Origin of the sequence: Dactylosporangium sp. NPDC005572 (assembly GCF_040605515.1) — a bacterium.
Classification (GTDB): Bacteria; Actinomycetota; Actinomycetes; order Mycobacteriales; family Micromonosporaceae; genus Dactylosporangium.
The window spans coordinates 13859-36753 of sequence record NZ_JBEXCY010000058.1; the positions used below are offsets into that span (position 1 = coordinate 13859).

Below are 22895 nucleotides of genomic sequence, written 5' to 3' on the forward strand. Positions count from 1 at the left end.
GCCAACGGCCGGTCGTGCGGTGCGCGACCGGCCGTCGGGCGCAGTCAGGGCAGCAGCACGATCCGGCCGCGGGCGGCCCGCTGCTCCAGCATGGCGAGCGCCTCCGCGGCGCTGTGCAGCGGCAGCAGGCGGCCGATCGGCGGGCGGGCCAGGCCGCGCTCGACCAGCGGCAGCAGCCGCCGCCACTCGGCGTGCAGCCGCTCCGGCCGGGCGGCCAGGAACGCGCCCCAGCCGACCCCGACGACGTCGGCATTGCGCGTACCCAGCCGGTCGGTGGCCAGCACCGGGATCGTGCCGCCGGCGAAGCCGAGGACGAGTGCCCGGCCGAGCGGCGCGAGGCACTCCAGCGACTGCTCCAGCCGGTCGTTGCCCACCGGGTCGACGACGAGGTCGACGCCCCGCCCGCCGGTCAGCTCCAGGACCGCGGCGGCGAAGCCCTCGACGGGCACGACGTGGTCCGGCGCGTACCCGACCGGGGCCAGCAGTCCGGCCAGCGGCGTCGACGTCACCGCGACGACGGTCGCGCCGAACGCGGAGGCCAGCTGCATCGCGGCCACGCCCAGCCCGCCCGACGCGCCGTGCACCAGCACCGTCTCGCCGGGTCGCAGCCGGCCCCGCTGCAGCAGGCCGAACGTCATCGTGAGGTAGTTGGCCGGCAGGCACGCCGCCGCCGGGAAGCCGATGCCGTCGGGCAGCGGCAGCACGTGGCCCACCGGCACCGCGGCGAGCTCGGCGAAGCCCCGCCGGGCGCTGGCACACGCCACCCGGTCGCCGGGCGCGAACGGCGACCCGGGCGGTGCCTGGCGGACCACACCCGCGAACTCCCCGCCCAGCACGAACGGCAGCGGCGGGCGCTCCTGATACCGGCCGTAGGACAGCAGCAGCTCGGGAAAGGTGACGCCCGCGGCCCGGACCTCCACGAGCACCTCGCCGTCCGCGGCGGTCGGTGCCGGGATCCGCTGTACCTCGACGCCGGATGGGCCGGTGCGGCGGATCACCCGGGCGGCGCGCATCATCGGCCGGTCTCGAATCGGATCAGACGCGCTCGACGATGGTGGCGGTGGCCATGCCGCCGCCCGTGCACATGGTGACCAGGCCGGTGCTGAGGTCGCGGCGCTCCAGCTCGTCGAGCAGCGTCGCCAGCAGGATCGGTCCGCTCGCCCCGATCGGGTGGCCCAGCGCGATGGCCCCGCCGTTGACGTTGACCCGGTCGAGGCCCACGCCGGTGTCCCGGGCGAACCGCAGCACGACGGCCGCGAACGCCTCGTTGACCTCGAACAGGTCGATGTCGTCCAGCGTCATGCCCGCCCGGCGGACGCACTGCTCGGCGGCCGGCCCCGGCGCGGTGAGCATGATGACCGGATCGGCGCCGGCCGTCGCCGTGGCGACCACCCGGGCCCGCGCTCGCCAGCCGCGCTCCCGGGCCACGCCGGCCCGGGCGACGAGGACGGCCGCGGCGCCGTCGGCCAGGCCGGAGGAGTTGCCGGCGTGGTGGACGTGCGCGACGCCGTCGACCTGGGGGTACACCTGCCGCGCCAGCGCGTCGAAGCTGCGCTCGTAGCCGTCGAGGACCAGGGTGCCGAGCGCCTCGAACGAGGGCTTCAGCGCCGCCAGCGCCTCGACGGTCGTCGCCCGCGGCAGCTCCTCGCGGTCGAGCAGGGTGGCGCCGTCCGGGCCGGTGACCGGGACCATCGAGCCGGCGAACCGGCCCTCGCGGATGGCCTCGGCCGCGCGGTGCTGCGACTCGGCGGCGTAGGCGTCCACGTCGGCGCGGCTGAACCCGCCGAGCGTGGCGATGAGGTCGGCCGAGATGCCCTGCGGGATCAGCGGATGGCGCTCCCGCAGCCGCTCGTTGCCGGCGTCCAGCGTCGGGCGGGTGGCGGCCGGGTAGCGCGACATCAGCTCCACCCCGGAGGCGACGACGACGTCGGCCTGCCCCGAGGCGACCATCATCGCGGCCGAGTTGACCGCCTGCTGGCCCGAGCCGCAGGCGCGGTTCATCGTCAGGCCGGGCACCGTCAGCGGCCATCCGGCGGCCAGCGCCGACAGCCGGGCCACGTTGTCGCCGTGGTCACCGATCGCGTTGGCGCACCCGGTCAGCACGTCGGCGACCTCGGCGGGCTCGAACCCGACCCGTTTCTGCAGCTCGACCAGCACCCCGGCGAGCAGTTCCTGCGGATGGACCCCGGACAGCGCGCCGCCGGGCCGGCCCTTGCCGCGCGGGGTCCGGACGATGTCGACGATCGTTGCGTCTCGCACGCGGCGACGATACCAAGCCAACCGGACGGTTGGCTATAGCGGCAATGGTGCGCCCTGGGTATTGCGCCGGCCCGGCCGGCCGGGTGACGATGCCCACTACCCAACCGATCGGTTGGTGAACGGAGGCAGAGCAATGGCGGGTGCCCTGGGGCGCCGGATCGGCCCCCTGTCGGAGTGGACGGCCGAGCCGGCGGGCGAGGTCATCGAGGAGTCGGTGCCGCAGGTGCTGGCGCGGCAGGTCGCCGCCCACGGCGACCGCCCGGCGGTGTACTGGCCCGACGGCGACGGTCTGGCCGGCCTGACCTACGCCGAACTGGGCGCGGCGGCCGAGCGGCTGGCGCGGGCGCTGGCTGGCGCGGCGAAACCCGGCGACCGGGTCGCGGTGTGGTCGTGCAACGTGCTGCCGTACGTGATCCTGGAGCACGCGACGGCCATGGCCGGGCTGGTGCTGGTGCCGTTCAACACCGCCTGGACCGACGCGGAGGCCCGGCACGCGGTGGAGCTGACCCGGCCGGTGATCTTGTTCGCCGGCGCGACCCATGCCGGCGAGCCGCTGCTGCCGCGGGCGTGCGCGCTCGGCGCCGGCGCGGCGGTGACGGTCGCCGACCTCGGGGACCTCGACGGCTGGGCGGCCGCCGCGGCACCCGGCGCGCTGCCGGCCGTGTCGCCCGGCGACCCGTTCCTCATCCAGTTCACCTCGGGCACGACCGGCCGGTCGAAAGGCTCGGTGCTCACCCACCGCGCCGCGCTCAACGGCGCGCTCCAGCGCAACCGGCACGACGTCCGCCCCGAGCCCGACCTCTACCTCAACCCCGTGCCGTACCACCACATCGGCGGATCCTGCTTCGTGATCCTCGGCGGCCTCGTCGACGCCGGCGCGTTCGTCGTGATGGAGCGCTGGGACCCGGCGGTCGTGCTGCGCCTGCTCGGCCTCGGCGTCGTCAAGCGGATCGGCGGCGTGCCGACCATGCTCGTGGACATCCTGGCCAAGCTCGGCGACGCCGCGCGCGACGTGGGGCTGGAGTCCGTGTCGCTCGGCGGCGCCACCGTCACCCAGCACCTGGTGAACCTCGTGCAGGACGTCCTCGGCGTGCCGGTGCTCATCGGCTACGGGCAGTCCGAGTGCCCGCTGATCACCTCGACGCACATCGCCGACGACCCCGCCACCATCGGCGGTACCCTCGGCCGCCCGCTGCCGGCCGCCGACGTGCGCATCGCCGACCCGGAGACCGGCGCGGTGGTGCCGATCGGCACGCCGGGCGAGATCCTCGTGCGGGCGCCGTACGTGATGGCCGGCTACTGGGGCATGCCGGAGCAGACGGCCGCCACGATGACCGCGGACGGCTTCCTGCGCACCGGCGACCTCGGCGAGATGGACGAGTCCGGCTACCTGACGTTCCGCGGCCGCTCCCGGGACGTGATCATCCGCGGCGGCGAGAACGTGTACCCGGCCGAGGTCGAGGAGCTCCTCCTGGAGCACCCCGGCGTCGCCGCGGCGGTCCTGGTCGGCCTCGACGACGAGCGGCTGGGCGAGCGGGTCGCCGGGGTGGTCGTGCGCTCGCCGGGCAGCACGGTCGGCGGCGCGGAACTGACCGCGTTCCTGACCGGCCGGCTGGCCCGGTTCAAGATCCCGGCCGCGTGGCGGTTCGTGCCGTCGCTGCCGATGACGGCCTCGGGCAAGGTCCAGCGGTTCGTCGTGCGGGCCGAGACCAACGCCGAGGTCGCCGCCGCGGCACCGGCGTGAGAGCCCTCGTCGTCGCATCGCTCGACGGGCCGGGCGGGGTGGTACTGCGGAACGTGCCACGGCCGGCGCCCGCCCCCGGCGAGGTGACCATCCGGGTGCACGCGGCGGGGGTGGGCCGGCCGGCCTCCGGGCGGGTGCCGCCGGCGCCGCAGTTCGTGCTCGGGGCGGCAGTGGCCGGGACCGTGCTCGCCGCGCCGTCCGGGAGCGGTCACGCGCCCGGCGACCGGGTGCTGGCGTTCTGCCCGACCGGGGGTGCCGGGGAGGTCGCGGTCGCGCGCGCCGACCGCACCGTGGCGCTGCCGGCGCGATGGACGTTCGAGCAGGGGGCGGCCTCGCTGGTGCCGTACCTGTCGGCGTACTTCGCCGTGGTGGAGCGCGGCCGCCTGGCGGCCGGCGAGTCCGTGCTGGTCCGGGGCGTCGGCGGCGGCTGCTCCGCCGCACTGCGGGTCGCGCGGGCGTTCGGCGCCGCCCGGCTCGTGGGTGCCGGTGCGCCGTCTGGTTCGCCTTCTGTGGACGCGGGCGTCGAGTGGGTGCCGGTCGACGGATTCCGGGACGCGGTGCGCCCGGCCGGTGCGGTGGACCTGGTCGTGGACTGCACCGGTGGCGACGGGTTCGTCGACGCACTGCGCTGCCTGGCCGTCGAGGGCCGGGCCGTGCTCGCCGGCGGATCGCCCGGCGAGGTCCGGGTGAACCGGCTGCTGCTGAACAACATCGAGGTCGTCGGCGCCGCCTGGGAGGACTGGGTGTGCGGCGGTGACGGGCGCCTGGCCGGCGAGTGGTCGGCCATCGCGGGGGAGTTCACCCGCGGGGCCCTCATGCCGATCGCCGGCCGCGTGCTGCCGCTCGACGACGAGACCCCGGCCGCCCTGGCCCTGGGATGGCCCGGGCCGGACGCCGTGATCCGGATCGGGACCGAAACCAACCCACCGGTTGGTTGATATCCCGTTTCGGCGGCGTTACGGTGGGCGACACCCGGCCATCGCGGTCGAGAAGGAGGTTGCAACGTGTCAACAGGCGACCCGGCAACGGTCTTCGGGCACCTGACGGCCCGGCTCGAGCACGACCCGGACCGTCACCTCGCCGCGTGCGGCGGGGACTGGCGCACCGTCGGTGTCGTGCACGACCGGGCGCTGCGCCTCGCCGCGGGACTGCACGGGCTCGGCGTGCGTCCGGGCGACCGGGTCGCGTCGATGATGCCCAACCGCGACGAGGCGGTCGAGCTGTTCTTCGCCTGCGCCGCGCTCGGTGCGATCCAGGTGCCGCTCAACGTGTACCTCAAGGGCGAGTTCCTGCGCTACCAGCTCGGTGACGCCGACCCGAAGGTGGTCGTCGCCGACGGGGCGGCCCTGCCGCTCGTCGCCGACCTGCTCGCCGCGCCGGACCTGGCGGGCGCGACGCTGGTCGCGGTCGACGAGCCCGCCTCGGGCGCGCCGGCGCTCCGGGACCTCTTCGCCGACCCGGTCCGCGCGTGGCCGGACCCGACGCCCGACGACCTGGTCTGCGTGCTGTACACGTCAGGGACGACCGGCATGCCCAAGGGCTGCATGATCAACAACGGCTACCTGATGCACATGCCGAAGGCGCACATGATGCACGGCTGGTTCACCGCCGACGACACGTCGCTGTGCCCGCTGCCGCTGTACCACGGGTTCGCGATCAGCGCCCTCATGGACGCGCTCGTCGCCACCTGCCGGGTCAGTTTCGACCCGGTCTACAGTGCCTCGACGCTCATCAGCCGCGCTCGCGAGCTCGGCGCCACCCAGTTCTTCGGCGTCGGCGCGATGGCCGCCGCGCTGCTGGCCACCCCGGAGCAGCCCGGCGACACCGACCACCGCATCGAGCGGGCCGTCTTCATCCCGCTCGCCCCACCGGTCCGGCGCCGGCTGCGGGAGCGCTTCGGCATCCATGCGATCGGCGAGGGGTACGGCCAGACCGAGGTGCTGCCGGCGACGATGGGCGACGGCCGGTCCGCCGGCGACGGCGACCGCACCAGCGCCGGGCGTGCGCTGCCGTGGCTCGACGTGCGGGTGGTCGACGACGCCGACCGCGTGCTGCCGCAGGGGGCGACCGGCGAGGTCGTGGTGCGGCCGATGGAGCCGTACTCCATGTACGCCGGCTACTGGCGCAAGGAGCAGGCCACGCTGGAGGCGTGGAAGAACCTGTGGCACCACACCGGCGACCTCGGGTTCTTCGACACCGACGGCGCGCTGTACTTCGTCGACCGCAAGAAGGACGCGCTGCGGCGCCGGGGCGAGAACGTCTCGTCGGTCGAGCTCGAGCTGGCGATCCTCAAGCACCCGGCGGTCGCCGAGGTCGCCGTGCACGCGGTGCCCGCCGGGGTCCGCGAGGACGAGATCAAGGCGTGCGTCGTGCTCAACGCCGGCGCGCAACTCGACCCGGCGGAGCTGTTCGAGTACTTCCGCCAGCACCTGCCCTACTACGCGGTGCCGCGGTACGTCGAGTTCCTCGCCGAGCTGCCGAAGAACGCGGTCGCCCGGGTGCTCAAGCACCGGCTGCGCGACGAGTGGAACTCCCCGCAGACGGTGGACTTCCAGGCGCTCGGCCTGGTCATCGAGCGGAGCGCCCGGCGATGAGCGGACCGCTGGCCGGGATCAGGGTCCTCGAGCTGCAGGGAATGGGGCCGGGGCCGTTCTGCGCCATGCTGCTCAGCGACTACGGCGCCGACGTGGTCCGGGTGGAGCGCACCGCCTCCGTCCAGGCCGCGGCCGGCCCGCCGGCGCCCGACGTGCTCGCCCGCGGCCGCCGGTCCGTGGGCGTCGACCTGAAGACGCCCGGGGGCATCGACGCGCTGCTGCGCCTCGTCGAGCGGGCCGACGTGCTCATCGAGGGCTTCCGCCCAGGCGTCACCGAGCGGCTCGGGATCGGCCCGGACGTGTGCCTGGCCCGCAACCCGCGCCTCGTCTACGGCCGGATCACCGGCTGGGGACAGGCCGGCCCCTACGCGCCGCACGCCGGGCACGACATCAACTATCTCGCGTTGTCCGGCGCGTTGTGGTCGATCGGCCGGGACGGCGAGGCCCCGGTGGCCCCGCTGACCTACGTCGGCGACTTCGGCGGCGGCGGCATGCTGCTGACGGTCGGCATCTGCGCCGCGCTGGCCGAGCGGGCGTCGTCCGGCCGCGGGCAGGTCGTGGACGCCGCGATGGTCGACGGTGCGGCCCTGCTCAACAGCTTCCTGTACGGCATGCGGGCGATGGGCCTGTGGGGCGGGGAGCGCGGCCGGAACATGCTCGACACCGGCGCGCCGTACTACGACACGTACGAGACGGCCGACGGCAGGTGGATCTCGGTCGGCGCGCTCGAACCGCACTTCTACCGCAACCTGCTCGACGCCCTCGGCCTCGACGACCTGCCCCGCACCCAGCCCGGGCCGGACGGCTGGCCGGCGCTGCGGGACCGGTTCGCCGCGGTGTTCCGTACGCGGACCCGCGACGAGTGGTCGGCCGCGCTGGAGGCGGCCGAGGCGTGCTTCGCGCCGGTGCTGTCGCCCTGGGAGGCGCCGGAGCACCCGCACAACGCGGTCCGCGGGACGTTCGTGGCCCACGACGGGCTGGTCCAGCCGGCCCCGGCGCCGCGGTTCAGCCGGACCCCGGCCCGGATCGCCGGCCCCGTGCCGTCGCCCGGCCAGCACACCGGCGAGGTGCTGGCCGAATGGGGCCTCGCCGCCGAGGACATCGAGAAGCTGCGCGCCGCGGGCGACATCGCCTGACGGCCGCCGAGGAAGGACGCACCGTGACGAGCCCGAGCACCACCGCGACCACCGTGGACGGCGTCTTCCGCGAGCGGCTGGCCGCCGAACCCGACCGGCCGTTCGTCGCCTGCGGCGGCGGCTGGCTCACCTTCGCCGAGCTTGACGAGCGCACCGACCGGCTGGCCGCCGGCCTGGCCCGGCTCGGCGTGCGGCGCGGCGACCACATCGCCACCCTGCTGCCCAACCGCATCGAGACCGTGGAACTGCTGCTCGCCGTGGCCAAGCTGGGCGCCGTGCAGGTTCCGCTGAACTACTTCCTGAAGGGCGACTTCCTGCAGTACCAACTGGTCGACTGCGGCGCGAAGGTCTTCATCGCCGACGGCCCCGGCCATGCGGCGGCCGCGCCGCTGCTCGACCGCACGGGCGTCGTCGAGCGCGTGTACGTCGACGCCGTCGAACCGGGCGGCGTCGCCTATGCGGACCTGCTGACCGAACGCTCGACGTTCGAGCCGTCGGCGCGCCCGGCGGACCTGTTCACCATCATGTACACCTCGGGCACGACGGCGGCCGCGAAGGGCTGCATGCTCAGCACCGGCTACTTCGTCGCGGTCGGCCGGGCGTACGGGATGCGCAACTGGGTCGTGCCCGGCGACCGGATGTACACCGGGTTCCCGATGTTCCACACCAGCGGCCAGATGGTGGCGTTCATGAGCGCGCTGGTCAACGGCGCGTCGATCGGCATCGCGCCGGAGTTCCACGCGTCGAGCTTCATGCGGGAGGCCGCGCAGATGGACGCCACGATGCTCGTCGGTGTCGGTGTCATGGCCAACATGATCCTGGAGCAGCCGCCCGCGGAGGACGACGGTGCGCACCCGTTCCGGCTGGCCTCCTGGGTACCGCTGCCCGAGGAGCGGCAGCGGGAGTTCGAGGCGCGGTTCTCCACCCCGGTCATGTCCGAGGGCTACGGGCAGACCGAGTGCGTGCCGGTGACCAACAGCGACCCCTACGGCGTCCGCAGGCGCTCGTCGTCCGGCCAGGTCTCGCCGCTGCTGGAGGCCAGGATCGTCGACGACGAGGGCAATGCGGTGCCGACCGGCGAGTCCGGCGAGATCGTCGTGCGCCCGACGGTGCCCAACGCGATGTACAGCGGCTACTGGAACAAGCCGGAGAGCACCGTCGAGGCGTGGAAGGACCTGTGGCACCACACCGGCGACTTCGGCCGGATGGACGCCGACGGCATCATCACGTTCGTCGACCGCAAGAAGGACGTGCTGCGCCGGCGCGGCGAGAACGTCTCGTCGCTGGCCCTGGAGAACGTGATCCGCCAGCACCCGGCGGTCGCCGACGTCGCGGTGTGCGGCCTGCCGTCGAAGCTCGGCGACGACGACATCAAGGCGTGTGTCGTGCTGGCCGCCGGCGGGTCGCTGACGGCGGCGGAGTTCTTCGCGTTCGTCGAGGAGCGGGTGCCGTACTTCGCCGTCCCACGTTACGTCGACATCCGCGCCGGGCTGCCCACCAACGCGCTGGGCCGGGTGATGAAGCACGTGCTGCGGGACGAAGGGGTACCGCCGGGAACGTGGGACCTGCCGAGCCAGGGCCTCGTCGCCCGCCGCACCGCCCGCCGGACCCCGGCGGCCGCCCAGTGACCGGCGGCGATGTGCTGGTCGAACGGCACGACGGGGTGCTGCTCGTGCGGCTCAACCGGCCGCAGCGGCACAACGCCATCGGCGGCACCCTGCTGCGCGACCTCGCCGCCGCCTTCGACGAGGCCGGCCGCGACGACACCGTCCGGGTCGTCGTCACGATCGGCGCCGGCGCCGCGTTCTGCGTCGGCGCGGACGTGGCGGACTTCGACCGGGTCCGCCATCTGCCGGCCCGGGAGCTGCTGGTCAGCGACCTCATCGGCGGCGAGAAGGGCCTGCCGGCGCGGTCGCCGGCCGACGTGCCGGCCGAGGAGCTGGGCAACGCCGGCCGCTGGGCGCTGCGGATGTGGGCGCTGGAGAAGCCCACGATCGCCGCGGTGAACGGTGCGGCGGTCGGCGGCGGGTTCGGCATCGCGCTGCTGCACGACATCCGGCTGGCCGCGTCGACGGCCCGGCTGGGCACCGGCTTCGCGGCCGCCGGCCTCGCGCCCGAGCTCGGCATCAGCCACCTGCTGCCGCGGGTGGTCGGGCTCGCCGCCGCGGCCGAGCTGATGCTGACCGGCCGGTTGGTCGACGCCGCCGAGGCCCGCGAGCTGCGGCTGGTGTCCGGCGTGGTCCCGGACGAGGAGCTGCTGGAGCGGGCGATGGAGCTGGCCGGGCGGATCGCGTCCGGTCCGCCGCTCGGCGCCCGGCTGACCAAGCGCCTGCTGCGCCGGTCCGCCGCGGCCGAGCTCGAGGCGCAGCTGCGCGCGGAGTACACCGCCCAGGTCACACTCTTCGACCACCCGGAGACGCGCGCCGCGATGGACCGCCTGGCCCAGCGCGTCCTGCGCCGCCGCGACTGACGAGGGCTTCCGGGTTTCCCCACCAACCGGTTGACTACGACCAGCGGCCCGCATACTGTCGGTGCGTGAAGACCGTGCTGGGCGATGAGCAGTTGAAGTTCCTGACCGAGCTGCGGACCTATCTCGACGGTCTGGATCCGCGGCTCGTCGAGGCGACCCGGATCGAGAACATCGACGACCCGATGCAGCCGCGCGAGCACGGGCGGCGCTTCCTGCGCCGGCTCGGTGCCGACGGCTGGCTCGGCGTGTCGTGGCCCCGGGAGTACGGCGGGCAGGGCCGCAGCGCGATCGAGAGCTGGCTGCTGGCCGAGGAGCTCTACAGCCGCCGCCTGCCCAACGGCCTGCTGACGCTCAACGCCATCGGACCGACGCTCATGATCGTGGGCACCGACGAGCAGAAGGCCGAGTTCCTGCCGCGGATCCGGGCCGGCGAGCTGGAGTTCGCGATCGGCTACAGCGAACCGGACGCGGGCAGCGACCTCGCGTCGCTGCGGACCCGGGCCGTGCGCGACGGCGACGACTACGTCGTCAACGGGCAGAAGATCTGGACCACCGGCGCCTCGGTCGCGACCCACCTCTGGCTCGCCGTTCGCACCGGCGCGCCGGAGGACCGCCACCGCGGGGTGAGCATCTTCATCACCCCGATGGACACGCCCGGCATCACGATCACGCCGATCATCACCCAGGGCGGCGAGCGGACCAACGCGGTCTTCCTCGACGACGTGCGGATCCCGGCCCGCTCGCGGATCGGCGCCGAGAACGACGGCTGGTCGGCGCTCGTCACGGCACTGAACTTCGAGCGGATGTTCTACCACAACGAGCCGCGCTGGGAGCTGCGCCAGCTGACCGACTGGGCCGCCGCGGCGGGCCTGCTGGAGGGCGACAGCGCCGAGGCGCACGAACTGCAGGCGGTCGTCGGCGAGCACGCGGTCGACGTGGAGATCTGCCGGCTGTTCGCCCAGCGTGGGGCGCGGATGCTCGCCGAGGGCCGGGTCCCGCACGCCGAGGCCTCGGTGAACAAGATCTGGTGGGGCGAGCTGCGGCAGCGCATCTGCGACACCGGCCTTGACCTGATCGGCGAGGACGGCACGATCGCCACCGGTTCGCCGTACGCCCCGGCGCACGGGCACCTGGAGCACGGCCTGCGCTCGTCGCCGGTGTGGCGGTTCGGCGGCGGTACCAACGAGATCCAGCTGGACATTATCGCGATGCGCGGTCTGGGGATGCCACGATGATCGACACCGACCTGACCGACGACGAGGCGCTGCTGGCCAGGACGGCCCGCGCCTACTTCGCCGACTTCGTCGACAACACCTACCTCAACGCCCAGCAGGCGTCGGCGGACGGTTACGAGACCCGGCGCTGGCACCAGATGTGCGAGCTCGGCTGGACCGGCATCGACCTGCCCGAGCGGGTCGGCGGGGCCGGCGGCACGCTGGCGGAGGCCGGTGTCGTAGCGCGCGAGGCCGGGCGGGCGGCCTTCGCGTCGCCGCTGCTGCCGACCATGCGTGCGGGCACCGTGCTCACCACCCTCGGCCGCGCGGTCTTCGACGACGCCCTCACCCGGATCGCCGCGGGATCGCCCGCCGCCCTCGTGGCGCCCGCCGACGGTGCGGTGCGCGCCGAGGCGACCGGCGGCGGCGCATACCGGCTCGCCGGCCCCGCCGTCCCGGTCGAGTGGCTGAAGCACAGCGACGACGTCGTGCTGCTGCTGCCGGTGGCCGGCGGCGACGGGTGGCTGTGCGCACTCCTGCGCGGCGCGGACCTGCGCGGGCGGGCCGAGGCGGTGCCCAGCATCGACAACGAGCGCGTCGCCCGGGTCGACCTCGACGGCCTCACGCTCGCGGCGGCCGACGTGGCGCTCGACGGCATCGACGCCCGCACGGCCCGCTATGCCCTCGCCCGGGCGAACCTGCTACGGGCCAGCGCGATGGTCGGCGGGTGCGAGGCCGTGCTGGAGCGCAGCGTGCAGTACGCCACCGAGCGGGTGCAGTTCGGCCAGCCGATCGGCGCCTTCCAGGCGGTCCGCCATCATCTGGGCAGAATGCTGATCGCGCTCGACGCGGCCCGGCTGACCTGCAACGACGCCCTGACGCGGGCCCAGCCCGGCGCCGACGAGTCCGCGATCGCCGCGGTGGCGCTGTTCGCCGCCGGCCGGTCCTACGTCGAGATCGTCCTCACCGCGGCCCAGCTCCACGGCGGCGTCGGCACCACCACCGAGCACGTCCTGCACCACCACTTCCTGCGGGCCAAGGCGATGCAGCTGCGCGGCGGCAAGCGCGCCAACCGGCTCCGCGAGATCCACGACGCGCTGGTCGTCCGGCGCGAGGGCAGCCTGTGGTGACCGACCGGGCGGCCGGTGGGCGCATCGACGTGGTAGCACGGTGATCGCGCGCGGACGCGTCGCGGTCGTCACCGGGGGAGGCCGAGGCCTGGGTCGCGCCGCCGCACTGCGCCTCGCCGCCGAGGGTGCCGACGTCGCGGTCCTGGCCCGCTCGACCGGCGAGATCGACGCGGTCGCCGGCGAACTGCGGGCGGCCGGCGTTCAGGCGCTCAGCCTGCCCGTGGACGTCACGTCCACCGCGGACGTCGACCGGGCCCGGGAGCGCATCCTGGACCGGTTCGGCCGGGTCGACATCGTCGTCAACAACGCCGGAACCCTGCTGTACCGGACGTTCGTCCCGCTGCCGGGCAAGGAGCACGCCCACCCGGGGTTCGACCGGCCGGTGAGTGACGACGAGTGGGACGCCGTCATGGCCGTCCACGTCGGGGGTGCCGTGCGGATGCTGCGCGCGTTCGGCCCCGACCTGCTGGCCCGCGGCTACGGCCGGGTCGTCAACGTGGTGTCCAACGTGGTCCGGCGCAGCATGCCGTACTGCAGCGTGTACGACACCGCGAAGGGCGCGCTGGTCCAGCTGACCCGCTCGCTGGCGCGCGAATGGGCGTCGTACGGGATCACCGTCAACGCCGTCGCCGCCGGACACTTCGAGACGGCGATGACCCGGGAGCAGTTCGAGAACGAGGCGGCCCTGCAGCACCTGCTGCGCCGGGTGCCGGCCCGCCGCGCCGGCCAGGCCGGCGAGTTCGCGGCGCTGGTGGCCCACCTGTGCGGTGAGGACAGCGGGTTCGTCACGGGCGAGACACTGGGGATCGACGGGGGTGAGTCGCTGTGACCGGCAGTGAGCTGGTGTTCATGTGCGCCGACACCGGCGCCGTGGTCTGCGTGAGCGGCGGGGACGCGGCGGCGCGGGTGCTGGTCTTCCTGCCGACCGGGGAGACGTTCTGGGCCGGCGGCGCCGAGGTGCGCCCGGACGCCATGCGGGTGTCGGCGATGGCCGCGCTGTTCACCGCACCCGCCCATGTCGTGCCGGGCGAGCCGCTCGCCGCGCGGCAGGTGCCGCTGAGCATCGCCGTGGCGCTGGAGCCGGCCGCCGCCGACCTGGCGCTGGCCGGTGACGGGCCGGAGCGGGTGACCGTCGTGCACGGCACGGGGTCGATCGCCGTCGGCAGCGTGATCTACCGCGTCCAGGGCACCGGCTGGCTGAGCACGGCGCCGGCCGGCCCCGTGGTGCAGCGGGCGCGGGCCGTCTTCCAGGACCGCTCGGCGACGTTCGCCGCCGGCACCGCTGCCGCCGTCATGGTCAACACCGAGGTCCGCCGGGTGCCCGTGGCGCAGTTCGCGGTCCGGGGCCGGGACAGGGTTCCGTTGCACCGCCTGAGCTGCGCTCTTGGCGGCCGCACGCCCCGGCTGGTGACCGGCGAGATCCGCGACACGCTGCAGCACGTGACGTTCGCCGAGCCGGCACCGGACGGCGCCGGCTGGATGTGGTGGAGCGCCGCCCCGTTCGTCTTCGTCCGGTCCGGCACCACGGGCCTGGGGCTCGTCGAACGCACGACGCGGACGGAGTCACCCCGCGAGCCGTCGGCGCCCGCCGACGACCTGCCCGATCCGTACTGACGCGGGTCGGGAAACTCCGAAAGGCCAGGCCCGCCGGGCCTGGCCTTTGCTCGTGGGTGCCGCTCAGCTCGCGGCGGCGACCTCGGTGCTCGCGGTGTAGGGCTTGTCGGAGTAGAACTGGCGCGACCACCGGCGGAACCGCGCGTAGTGCTCCTCCTCGCCGCCGGCGAACGGCGGGTGCTCCACGTAGCGCTGGTTCTCCCAGATCGCGAAGTCGCGCCGGATCTGGCCCTTCTGGAACTCGATCATCCGCGCCGCGCGGCCGGTGGGCTCGGGGCCGCCGTCGGGCTGGCGGTTGACGGTAATGGTCTCGAACAGCTGGGAGTGCTCGGCGTCGACCGGGGTGGAGGCCGTGAGCTGGTTGGTGACGAAGCTGTCGAGCACGAAGCGCGCGTTGGACAGGCCCAGCCCCCACGCCTCGGTCTCGATCTCGCCGAAGACCGGGCCGTTCGGCGTCATCCAGGTCGCCTTCTTGCCGTGGCCGTACCAGAAGCCGACCCGGGTGTGCAGGTAGTGCTGGTCCTCCTTCCACAGCAACGGTTTGCCCGGCTGGCCGGCGCCGTGCACCCACATGAAGTGGTAGTAGTCGGGGGTGTTCTCCACCGGTGACTGGGGGATGATCTTCCTGATGCCGACGTGGTCGTGGACGATCGGGTAGTTGTGCTCGAGGTCGGCGAACTCGGGGATCCCCGGCCACTCCCAGAACGGCTCGCGGCCGAACGCGTCGTACCAGACCAGGATCAGGCCGTCGACCTCGCGGGTGACCCACCGTGCGAGCTTCACCCGGCGGCGCTCGCCTGGCGCGTAGGGGATCTCGGCGAGCTCGCCGTCGGCCTGCCACAGCCAGCCGTGGAACGGGCATTCGATGCACTCGCCCTTGACCGTGCCGCCGTAGCCGAGGTGCGCGCCGAGGTGCTGGCAGTACGCGTCGAGCAGCGAGACCTCACCGCTCTCGGTGCGGAACATCACGAGGTTCTGGTCGAAGTACATCGCGGGCCGAACGTCCCCGGGCTGCAACTCGGAGGAGTACCCGACCTGGTACCAGCCCGTCGGGAACACCGTGTAGGGCCAGTCCTTCATGTCGTTCTCCCATTCACTGAAGGATAACCAACCATCTGGTTGGTATAAAACCACCCGCGCCGTGGTTCGTCAACCAGCGCGGGGCTCAGCGCTGGCCGGGCCGAAGGGCCAGGAACAGGCCGTCGGCCTCGGCGCACAGCCGCTCGCCGTCCCGCAGCACCCCGGCCAGCCGGCGCTTGCGGCCGTCCTGTCCGAGCAGCCGGGCGCGAACCGTCAGCGGCCGCCCGACCGGCGTCAGGCTGCGGAACTCCACCCGCAGCGAGACGGTCCGTGACGGTGGCCGGTCGGCGAGGTCGGACAGGCGGCCGAGCGCCTCGTCGAACAGCAGCGCGACCGCGCCGCCGTGCACGGCGTCGTTGCTGCCGGAGTGGAACCGCCCGAAGGTGACCTCGCCGACGATCTCGGTGGCCGTCCAGGAGACCAGCCGCAGCGGCGGGCTGAGCGTCTGCCCGCGGCCGGGCAGGCGCAGGAGCTTGCCGTAGAGCTGCTCGTCGTCGGCGACGGTGTGCGCGGCGAGCAGGCGCCGGGCGTGGGCCAGCAGCGTGGTGGCCCGGGCCACCGCCTCCGCCGGCGGCGCGCTCGCCGCGGCCGTGTCCTGCAGGTCGCGCAGCTCGTCGATCAGACCCGTCCAGCCGGCCGGGGCGCGGGCCGCCGCGCGGTCGCTCCACTGCTGCCAGAACGGCGCGAGCGGTACCCGGTCGTGCGCCGACTCCGGCGAGGACGTCACAGCAGCTCGAGGATGGTGGCGTTGGCCTGCCCGCCGCCCTCGCACATCGTCTGCAGCCCGTACCGGATGCCGTGGTCGCGCATGTGGTGCACCAGCGTGGTCATCAGCCGGGCGCCGGAGCCGCCGAGCGGGTGCCCGAGCGCGATCGCGCCGCCGTTGGGGTTGAGGGCCTTGGCGTCCGCCCCGATGTCGGCCAGCCACGCCAGGGGCACCGGCGCGAACGCCTCGTTGACCTCGAACGCGCCGATGTCCTGCGCGCGCAGCCCGGAGCGCGCCAGCGCCTTGCGGGTGGCCGGGATCGGCGCGGTCAGCATGATGACCGGATCGCTGCCGGCCAGCACCGCCGTGTGTACCCGGGCGATCGGCGTCAGCCCGAGCTCGCGCGCCCGCTCGCTGGTGGTCAGCAGCAGCGCGGCCGAGCCGTCGGAGATCTGCGACGAGTTGCCGGCGGTGATGACGCCGTCGGGCCGGAACGCGGTTCGCAGCTGGGCCAGCCCTTCGACGGTGCCGCCGCGGCGGATGCCCTCGTCGCGGGCGACGACGGTGCCGTCGGGAAGCGTGACCGGCGCGATCTGCGCGTCGAAGCGCCCCTCGTCCTGTGCCGCGGCCGCGCGCTCGTGGCTGGCGAGCGCGAACTCGTCGCACCGGGTGCGGGAGAATCCCCACCGCTCGGCGATCATCTCGGCGCCGGCGCCCTGGTTGGGCGCCACCCCGCCGTAGCGCGCGGCGAAGCGCGAGCCGTTCGGGTCGGCGTCGCCGGAGGCGCTGCCCATCGGTACCCGCGACATCGACTCGACACCACCGGCGACGACGACGTCGTACTGTCCGGCGATCAGCCCGGCCGCGGCGAAGTGCACCGACTGCTGGCTGGAGCCGCACTGGCGGTCGACGGTCACGCCGGTCACCGTGTCCGGCCAGCCGGCCGCCAGCACGGCGGTGCGGGCGATGTCGAACGCCTGCTCGCCGACCTGGTCGACGCAGCCCCAGACGACGTCGTCGACGAGTGCGGGGTCGATCCCGCTGCGCTCGGCCAGCGCCTCGAGCACGTGGGCCGACAGGTCCACCGGGTGTACTCCGGAGAGGCCGCCGTTGCGCTTGCCCACCGGTGTCCGCACTGCCTCGACGATCACGGCATCCCGCACGTCCTGCCCCCTCGCCATCATCAACCAACCAATCGGTTGGTTAAACGTATGGGCGCGGTCCGGCGTGCGTCAAGCGGTGGGCAGGGCGGCTCAGCCGTTGACGCGCTGACGGCGCGGGGCGGCCGCGGCGGCGGCTCTGCCGGAGCCGGCCGGTGCCGCGCTCGTGGCGGCGGGCGGCTCGACGGCGCGGATGCCGTTGATGACGAACTCGGTCACCTCGTCGATGAGCCGGGCGTCGGTGCCGGCGGTCGCCGGGCGGCGATACCAGCTCGGCAGGTAGGCCAGCAGCCCGATGATGGAGTAGAGGATCGTCGAGGGGGAGAGGGGCCGGAACTCCCCGGTGCGGGTGCCCTCCGCCAGCAGTGACTTCACGAACTCCTCGTAGCGGTAGATCCGCTGGCGGATCGACCGGGCCTGCTCCTCGGGCAGCCGCTGGTCGATCCACGGCACCTCCTGGAAAAACACGACCAGCTCGTCGTGCTTGGTCGCGACCAGCGCGACCTGCTCGCGGACGAAGAACCGCATGCGGTCCAGCCCGCTGCCGGTCAGCGGCACCCGGGCGAGCACCTCCAGCGTCGCGTCGACCTGTTCGGAGAGCAGTTCGTTGAGGATCGCGCTCTTGGCCGGGTAGTAGTGATACAGGGTGCCCTTGTTGAGCCCGACCTCGTCGGCGATCAGGTCCATCGTCGCGGCGAGGTAGCCCTGCTCGCGGAATATCCGGGCCGCCGTCGCGCGGACCTCGTCCCGGCGGGACGGCCTAGGCATGCCGCACTCGTGTCCGCATTGATGACCTCCGACTGTGTCTGTGCCAACCCTTTGTACTCCGGGTCGATCCGAGTTTAACCGGACGGTGGGTCGGTTTCGTTCCGGGTCGGTAAACAACGGCGATCGCTTGCCAACCAACCGGCTAGTTGGTTATAACGGAGTCCCCGAAGGAGGCCCGATGGACCTGGAGCTGACACCCGACGAGCGTGACGTCGCCGAGGCATTTGCGCGCGTCTTCACCCGGGACTCGTCGAGCGAGCGGGTCCGCGCCGCCGAGGACGCCGGGTTCGACCCCGCGCTGTGGAAGACGCTTGCCGGCATGGGCGCGATCGGCATCGCCGTCCCGGCCGCCGCGGGTGGCAGCGGCGGCGGCTTCGTGGAGCTGGCACTGATCGCCGAGGCGGCCGGACGCCGGCTCGCCTGCGTGCCCCTGGTCGAGGCCGCGGTCGCCGCCCGGCTGCTCGCCGACGCCGGCGCCCCGGCCGACCTCGTCGCCGAGGCCGTCGACGGCGAACGGGTCACCGTCTTCGCGCCGCGCCCGGCCGAGCAGGGCGTCGCCCGCCGGGTGCCAGCCGGCTCGGTGGCCGGCGGCGTCGTGGCCCTCGACGGCGACGAACTCGTCCTCGCGCACGGCGTCCACACCGGCGACGGCAGCCCCGGCGGTCCCGGTGCCGCGGCCGGTCGTGACCTCGGGTTCCAGGCCGTCGCCGACCGCCCGCTGCGCGGGACCGGCCTCGACCGGCGCGTCCTCGCCGCCGGGGCGCAGGCCCACGACCTGTGGCGCCGGGCCCGCGACCGCTGGCGGCTCGGCACCGCCGCCGCGTGCACCGGGCTGGCCGCCGAGGCGCTCGACATCGCCGTGCGGTACGCGGCCGGGCGCCACCAGTTCGGCGCCCCCATCGGCTCGTTCCAGGCCCTCCAACAGCCCCTCGCCGACGTCGCGATGGCCGCCGACGGCGCCCGGCTCGTCGCGCGGGAAGCGGCCTGGCGCCACGACCACGGGCTGGAGTCGTGGGCCGGCGCGGCGGCGGTCGCGTTCGCGCACGCCGCCGAGACCGCCGTCCGCGCCGCCGAGCTGTGCCTGCACGTGCACGGCGGATACGGATTCACGCTGGAGTACGACGCGCAGCTGTACCTGCGCCGAGCCAAGGCGACCCGGCTGAGCGCCGGCGACCCGGACCTGCTGTGGGAAGAGATCGGGGCGGCGACGATGGCCGGGGGAGCGCACTGATGGACTTCGCACTGGACGAGCGGGCCGAGACGTTCCGCGCCGAGGTGCAGGCGTTCCTGCGCGAGCACCTGACCGACGCGGTCCGCGCGCGGGTGGCCGGGTCCGGCACCTACCACGACCGGGAGTTCCACCGCGCGGTCGCCCGGCAGGGCTGGATCGGCGCGGGGTGGCCGGTCGAGGACGGCGGGCAGGGCCGCGACCGCGCGGACCTCGACATCCTCTACGAGGAGCTGGCCGCGGCCGGCGCACCCGTCGAGGGCATGTCGGTGACGCTCATCATCGCCGAGACCGTCCGCCGGGTCGGCACGCCCGAACAGAAGGAACGGATCCTCGGCCCCGTGCGGGACGGCCGGCTGCTGCTGAGCCTCGGCTACACCGAGCCCGACGCCGGGTCCGACCTCGCCTCGGCGCGCACCCGCGCCGTGCGCGACGGCGACGGCTGGCGCATCGACGGGCAGAAGAACTTCACCACCCACGCCCACGAGGCCGACTACGTCTTCCTGCTCGCGCGCACCGATCCGCAGGCGCCCAAGCACGCCGGCCTGACCATGTTCCTGGTGCCGACGTCGGCGGAAGGGTTCTCCCTGACGCCGGTGCAGACGCTGAGCGGCGAACGCACGAACCTCACCTTCTACTCCGGCGTGCACGTCGGCGACGACGCCCGCATCGGCGACGTCGGCCAGGGCTGGCCGATCGTCAGCCTGGCCCTCGCGTTCGAGCGCGGCGGCGAGTTCGCCGCGCAGCTGCGCCGCCTGGTGCACGCGACGGTCACGTGGGCGCACGCGGCGCGCCGCACCGGCGACGCCCGGCTGCTGCGGCGGCTCGGGCGGGTCGCCGCCGCCACCGACGTCGCCCGCCTGCTCGGCGCGCAGGCCACCTGGCTGCGCTCGTCGGCCCAGGCCGGCGCCGTGGAGGGCGCGATGGCCAAGGTGTACGGCACCGAGGCGCTGCTGGCCGGCGCGGGCGCGCTGCTGGACGCGGCCGGACCCGACGGGCTGCTGGCCGGGCCGGGCGATCCCGCGGCCGAACTGCAGCATCTGTACCGCGAAGCCCAGATCTCGACGCTCTACGGTGGTACCAGCGAGGTCCTGCGCGGCGTCATCGCCGAGCGCCGCCTCGGGCTGCCCCGCAGCCGTCGAGGCTGAGCCGTTCCACACCATGACTGCGCGAGGGAGAGCGTCTTGACCAAGGATCAGCTGCGCTTCGACGACCGGGTGGCGATCGTCACCGGCGCGGGAGGCGGACTCGGGCGGGCCTACGCGCTGCTGCTGGCGTCCCGCGGCGCGCACGTGGTCGTCAACGACGTCGACCGCAAGGACGACACCGGCCGTACCCCGGCCGCCGCCGTCGCCGCGGAGATCGCCGAGCTGGGCGGGTCCGCGGTCGCCCACGACGGGTCCATCGCCGAACCGTCGGCCGGGCCGGCGGTCGTGGACACCGCGATGCAGGCGTTCGGCCGGGTCGACATTGTCGTCAACAACGCCGGGATCGTCCGGGACCGCTCGTTCGGCAAGATGTCGGACCAGGACATCAAGGACGTCCTGGACGTCCACCTGCACGGCACCATCGGCCTGACCCGCGCGGCGTGGGCCGTGCTGCGCGAGCGCCAGTACGGCCGGGTCGTCATGACCACGTCGGTCGCCGGGCTGTGGGGCAACCTGGGTCAGGCCAACTACTCCGCGGCCAAGGCCGGGCTGGTCGGGCTCGGGCGCACCCTCGCCGTCGAGGGCGCCCGCTACGGCATCCGGGTCAACCTCATCTCCCCGGGCGCCGCGACGGCCATGACGTCCGGGATGCTGCCCGAGCACCTGCACGAGCGGATGTCGCCGGACCGCGTCGCGCCGATGGTCGCCTACCTCTGCCACGAGTCGTGCACGCTCACCGGCGAGATCCTGTTCGCCGCCGCGGGACGATACGCCCGGAACCTCATCATCGAGACGGCCGGGTACGAAAACCCCGATGCGACCGTCGAGGACATCGCCGCGCATCTGCCGGACATCCTGGACACCACGTCGTGGACGGTGCCCGCGCAGGCGGTGCAACTCCCGCCGGGCTGACCGCCGGGACGAACCCGACAGGCGTTGCGCAACCGGGACCGGTTGGGCGACGATGCAGGAATTATCAACCAGCCGGTTGGTAACAGCGCTCACCGTGGAGCAGGCCATGTCGACAGGAACCACGATCGGGTCAGGGCGGCGGATCGGGCCGCGGTCGGAGTGGACCGCCCAGGGCGGTGACGAGCTGCTGACCGACTCGGTGCCGGGGCTGCTGGCCCGGCAGGCCGAGCGGTACGGCGACCGCCCGGCACTGTGGTGGCCCGAGCACGGGGGCCTGGCGAGCCTCACCTACGCCGAGCTCGCCGCCGCGGCCGGCACGGTGGCCCGCGCGCTGGCCGGCCGGGCCGCCCCCGGCGAGCGGATCGCCGTCTGGTCGCGCAACAGCGTCGAGTGGGTCGTGCTCGAGTACGGCTGCGCGATGGCCGGGCTGATCCTCACCCCGTTCAACACCGCCTGGACCGACGCCGAGGTCGACCACGCCAACCGGCTGACCACACCGGCGCTGGTGCTGGCCGGGACCGGCCCGACGGGCGACAGCCTGGTGCCCCGGGCCGCCGGCGTGTGCGGCGCCGGCATCGTCCTCGACCTCGCCGGCGTGCGCGCCTGGGCGGCCGGCGCCGAGCCCGGCGAACTGCCCGACGTCGCCGCCGGGGACCCGTTCCTCATCCAGTTCACCTCCGGCACCACCGGCCGCTCGAAGGGCGCCGTCCTCACCCACCAGGCCGTGCTCAACGCCGCCCGCGAACGCAACCGCCGCGACGTCATCGGCCCGGCCGACACCTGGCTCAATCCGGTGCCGTACCACCACATCGGCGGCTCCTGCTTCGTCATCCTCGGCGGCCTGGTCGACGCCGGCGCGTTCGTCGTCGTCGAGAAGTACGTGCCGGCCGAGACGATGCGACTGCTCGACCACGGCGTGGTCAACCGGATCGGCGGCGTCCCGACGATGGTGATCGACGCCCTCGACCACCTCGGCGACCGGGCCGCCACGGCCGGCCTGCGCTCGGTCGCGGTCGGCGGGGCCACGGTCACCCAGCACCTGGTCGAGCGGATCCGCCGGACGCTCGGCGCGCCGGTCATCAACACCTACGCGCAGTCCGAGTGCCCGGCCATCACCTCGACCGAGATCGACGACGACGCGGCGACGATCGCGGGCACCGTCGGGCGGCCCGTCGCCGGTGTCGAGGTCCGCATCGTCGACCCGGCCACCGGCGACACCGTGCCGATCGGGACCGTCGGGGAGATCCGGACCCGCTCGCCGTACGTGATGCGCGGGTACTGGGGCATGCCCGAGCAGACCGCCGAGGTCCTCCCGGCCGACGGCTACCTGCGCACCGGCGACCTGGCGTCGATGGACGAGTTCGGCAACGTCACGTTCCAGGGCCGGGTCCGCGACGTCATCATCCGCGGCGGCGAGAACGTGTACCCCGCCGAGGTCGAGGAGTGCCTCGCCGCGCACCCGGGGATCGCCTCGGCGGTCCTGGTCGGCATCGACGACGAGCGGCTCGGCGAACGCGTCGCCGGCGTCGTGGTCCGCGCCCCCGGCAGCGCCGTGACCGGGCCGGAGCTCACCGAGTACCTGCGGGACAAGGTGGCCCGCTTCAAGCTCCCCGAGGTCTGGCGGTTCGTCGACGCGCTGCCGATGACGGCGTCGGGCAAGGTCCGCCGCTTCGTGGTCCGCGACGACACCAACGCCGAGCTGGCCGCCGCACGCCCGGCCGGCCAGTAAGCC

The 22895-nt window shown here is 74.1% G+C and carries 20 protein-coding genes; 14 read left to right on the plus strand and 6 right to left on the minus strand.

What is annotated here, in order from left to right:
• Positions 1-44 precede the first annotated feature (44 nt).
• Together ABZS66_RS26265 and ABZS66_RS26270 are read right to left on the minus strand one after the other, a co-directional pair.
• Positions 45-1016 carry an NADPH:quinone oxidoreductase family protein gene (locus ABZS66_RS26265; protein ID WP_354761995.1) on the minus strand — a complete coding sequence of 324 codons (972 nt, stop codon included), beginning with the start codon at positions 1014-1016 and terminating at the stop codon, positions 45-47.
• Positions 1017-1035: 19 nt separating this feature from the next.
• Entirely contained in the window at positions 1036-2259 is a 1224-nt protein-coding gene (locus ABZS66_RS26270) for an acetyl-CoA C-acyltransferase (RefSeq protein ID WP_354761997.1), read from the minus strand.
• Between the two features lie 133 nt (positions 2260-2392).
• Between ABZS66_RS26270 and ABZS66_RS26275 the strand changes: the two genes are divergently transcribed.
• From ABZS66_RS26275 to ABZS66_RS26320, 10 genes are all read left to right on the plus strand, one after another.
• On the plus strand, positions 2393-4003 hold the full coding sequence (locus ABZS66_RS26275) for a class I adenylate-forming enzyme family protein (RefSeq protein ID WP_354761999.1): 1611 nt from the start codon (positions 2393-2395) through the stop codon (positions 4001-4003).
• On the plus strand, positions 4000-4941 hold the full coding sequence (locus tag ABZS66_RS26280) for an NADPH:quinone oxidoreductase family protein (RefSeq protein WP_354762000.1): 942 nt from the start codon (positions 4000-4002) through the stop codon (positions 4939-4941). The genes ABZS66_RS26275 and ABZS66_RS26280 overlap by 4 nt, the downstream gene beginning before the upstream one ends.
• Before the next feature lie 66 nt (positions 4942-5007).
• On the plus strand, positions 5008-6597 hold the full coding sequence (locus tag ABZS66_RS26285; protein WP_354762002.1) for an AMP-binding protein: 1590 nt from the start codon (positions 5008-5010) through the stop codon (positions 6595-6597).
• Entirely contained in the window at positions 6594-7733 is a 1140-nt protein-coding gene (locus tag ABZS66_RS26290) for a CaiB/BaiF CoA-transferase family protein (RefSeq protein ID WP_354762004.1), read from the plus strand. Before ABZS66_RS26285 ends, ABZS66_RS26290 begins: the two co-directional genes overlap by 4 nt.
• Before the next feature lie 23 nt (positions 7734-7756).
• Positions 7757-9361: an AMP-binding protein gene (locus ABZS66_RS26295; RefSeq protein ID WP_354762006.1), complete on the plus strand. Its 1605-nt coding sequence runs from the start codon at positions 7757-7759 to the stop codon at positions 9359-9361.
• Positions 9358-10203 (plus strand): enoyl-CoA hydratase/isomerase family protein, encoded by an 846-nt coding sequence (locus ABZS66_RS26300; RefSeq protein WP_354762008.1) that lies wholly within the window; start codon positions 9358-9360, stop codon positions 10201-10203. Before ABZS66_RS26295 ends, ABZS66_RS26300 begins: the two co-directional genes overlap by 4 nt.
• Positions 10204-10268: 65 nt before the next feature.
• Positions 10269-11438 (plus strand): acyl-CoA dehydrogenase family protein, encoded by a 1170-nt coding sequence (locus ABZS66_RS26305; RefSeq protein WP_354762010.1) that lies wholly within the window; start codon positions 10269-10271, stop codon positions 11436-11438.
• The gene (locus ABZS66_RS26310) at positions 11435-12547 is read left to right on the plus strand and encodes an acyl-CoA dehydrogenase family protein (protein ID WP_354762012.1); all 1113 of its coding nucleotides are present in this window, start codon (positions 11435-11437) and stop codon (positions 12545-12547) included. The genes ABZS66_RS26305 and ABZS66_RS26310 overlap by 4 nt, the downstream gene beginning before the upstream one ends.
• Positions 12548-12587: 40 nt before the next feature.
• On the plus strand, positions 12588-13376 hold the full coding sequence (locus ABZS66_RS26315) for an SDR family oxidoreductase (protein WP_354762014.1): 789 nt from the start codon (positions 12588-12590) through the stop codon (positions 13374-13376).
• A complete protein-coding gene (locus ABZS66_RS26320; RefSeq protein ID WP_354762016.1) occupies positions 13373-14161 on the plus strand; it encodes a hypothetical protein in 789 nt (262 codons plus the stop codon). Before ABZS66_RS26315 ends, ABZS66_RS26320 begins: the two co-directional genes overlap by 4 nt.
• Positions 14162-14224: 63 nt before the next feature.
• Here the strand turns inward: ABZS66_RS26320 and ABZS66_RS26325 are convergent, their stop codons facing one another.
• From ABZS66_RS26325 to ABZS66_RS26340, 4 genes are all read right to left on the minus strand, one after another.
• Positions 14225-15241, minus strand: coding sequence for a Rieske 2Fe-2S domain-containing protein (locus ABZS66_RS26325; RefSeq protein ID WP_354762018.1), 1017 nt, complete (start codon positions 15239-15241; stop codon positions 14225-14227).
• An 85-nt stretch (positions 15242-15326) separates the two neighbouring features.
• Complete coding sequence (locus tag ABZS66_RS26330; protein ID WP_354762020.1) at positions 15327-15968, minus strand: PaaI family thioesterase; 642 nt, start codon at positions 15966-15968, stop codon at positions 15327-15329.
• Positions 15965-17110 carry a thiolase family protein gene (locus tag ABZS66_RS26335; RefSeq protein ID WP_354762022.1) on the minus strand — a complete coding sequence of 382 codons (1146 nt, stop codon included), beginning with the start codon at positions 17108-17110 and terminating at the stop codon, positions 15965-15967. Before ABZS66_RS26335 ends, ABZS66_RS26330 begins: the two co-directional genes overlap by 4 nt.
• 90 nt (positions 17111-17200) lie before the next feature.
• Positions 17201-17875 (minus strand): TetR/AcrR family transcriptional regulator, encoded by a 675-nt coding sequence (locus ABZS66_RS26340; RefSeq protein ID WP_354762024.1) that lies wholly within the window; start codon positions 17873-17875, stop codon positions 17201-17203.
• Between the two features lie 178 nt (positions 17876-18053).
• On the opposite strand from ABZS66_RS26340, the gene ABZS66_RS26345 reads away from it, so the two are divergent.
• The 4 genes from ABZS66_RS26345 to ABZS66_RS26360 all read left to right on the plus strand — a co-directional run bounded on the left by ABZS66_RS26345 (position 18054) and on the right by ABZS66_RS26360 (position 22892).
• Positions 18054-19106 carry an acyl-CoA dehydrogenase gene (locus ABZS66_RS26345; RefSeq protein ID WP_354762026.1) on the plus strand — a complete coding sequence of 351 codons (1053 nt, stop codon included), beginning with the start codon at positions 18054-18056 and terminating at the stop codon, positions 19104-19106.
• Positions 19106-20251 (plus strand): acyl-CoA dehydrogenase family protein, encoded by a 1146-nt coding sequence (locus ABZS66_RS26350; RefSeq protein WP_354762028.1) that lies wholly within the window; start codon positions 19106-19108, stop codon positions 20249-20251. Before ABZS66_RS26345 ends, ABZS66_RS26350 begins: the two co-directional genes overlap by 1 nt.
• Positions 20252-20287: 36 nt before the next feature.
• On the plus strand, positions 20288-21163 hold the full coding sequence (locus tag ABZS66_RS26355; protein ID WP_354762030.1) for an SDR family NAD(P)-dependent oxidoreductase: 876 nt from the start codon (positions 20288-20290) through the stop codon (positions 21161-21163).
• A gap of 106 nt (positions 21164-21269) precedes the next feature.
• Complete coding sequence (locus ABZS66_RS26360; RefSeq protein WP_354762032.1) at positions 21270-22892, plus strand: class I adenylate-forming enzyme family protein; 1623 nt, start codon at positions 21270-21272, stop codon at positions 22890-22892.
• Positions 22893-22895 lie beyond the last annotated feature (3 nt).